The sequence below is a fragment of the Paraburkholderia solitsugae genome (assembly GCF_013177695.1).
In the GTDB taxonomy this organism is placed as follows: Bacteria; Pseudomonadota; Gammaproteobacteria; order Burkholderiales; family Burkholderiaceae; genus Paraburkholderia; species Paraburkholderia solitsugae.
Map to the genome: position 1 here is coordinate 1 of NZ_WOEY01000200.1, position 1,073 is coordinate 1,073.

The window sequence follows — 1,073 nt, forward strand, 5'->3', positions numbered from 1 at the left end:
CGTCCCGAGCGTCTGGCCACCCGCACGCTGATAGGCTTCCAGCGCGTACAGGCCGGTGCGCTTGGAGAGACTGTAGTACTGCGAGAGGTTGAATTGCTGATAGCTGGCCGCGCTCGTAATGCCATTCGACTCTGTCGCGCGGGTATAGCTATAGCCGGCAGCCAGGTCCAGCGCGTTCAGCGGCTTGAAGTGCAGCACTGCGCCAGCCGTGTTGAAGATCGCCTCGCCGTGGAAGAACGAGTTCACGCCCGGGATGTATTGCACGTTCGAGTACGAGAACGAGACGTCCCATTGCGAGCTGAACGCATAGCCGCCCGTCACTGCAACGCGCTGTTGCGCCTGCGCCGTCTGGTAACCGTTGTTAATGCCCGATACACCCGCCTGCGCGCCGTTATTAGATGTCGTGGAGTCAGCGCCCCATGCACCGCCGCCCGGCGTCGAGTTGTTGATGCGCTGGTAGCCTGCCGCGATCCCGAACGGACCGTGCAGATACTGGATCGCCGCGCTAATCGTCGAACCGGCATTGGTGCTGCCCGCCACGCCGCCCAGCGAATACGAACCGCTCACCGTCAGGCCGTACATGTTCGGCGACGTGTACACCAGCGAGTTATTCGCGCGATACAGCGTATCCAGCGAATCGATATCGCCTGGGTGGGCGCCGTAAGCGCCGGTCAGCCACGTGGTCGGGCTATAGGGCGACAGCAGCGAGTAGTACGCCGTGTACTGGCGGCCAGCGGTGAACGAACCGTAGGTGGCATTGGCCACACCGACATAGGCTTGCCGGTTGAACGCCAGACCGGAGACGGACTGCGCGCCGGTTGCGCTGTTAAAGCCCTCTTCCAACTGGAAGATCGCCTTCGTGCCACCGCCCAGATCCTCAGCGCCCTTCAGGCCGAAGCGGCTGCCCGCCCAGATGCCGTTGACCATCTTGATCACCGAGCGGCCGCCAGTCGTCGAACCGAGCGACGTCTGGCTGCTCTGGTAGCCGATCCCCGTATCGACGATACCGTACAACGTCACGCTGGTTTGAGCGTGCGCGCCGAGGGCGACCAACCCAAGGGCCGAGGTTGCTA

1 protein-coding gene is annotated in these 1,073 nt (G+C 63.2%); it reads right to left on the reverse strand.

The window, feature by feature from the left end; all coding sequences use genetic code 11:
• The coding region (locus tag GNZ12_RS43845) for a porin (protein ID WP_235994105.1) at positions 1-1,073 on the reverse strand (1,073 nt) is incomplete at both ends.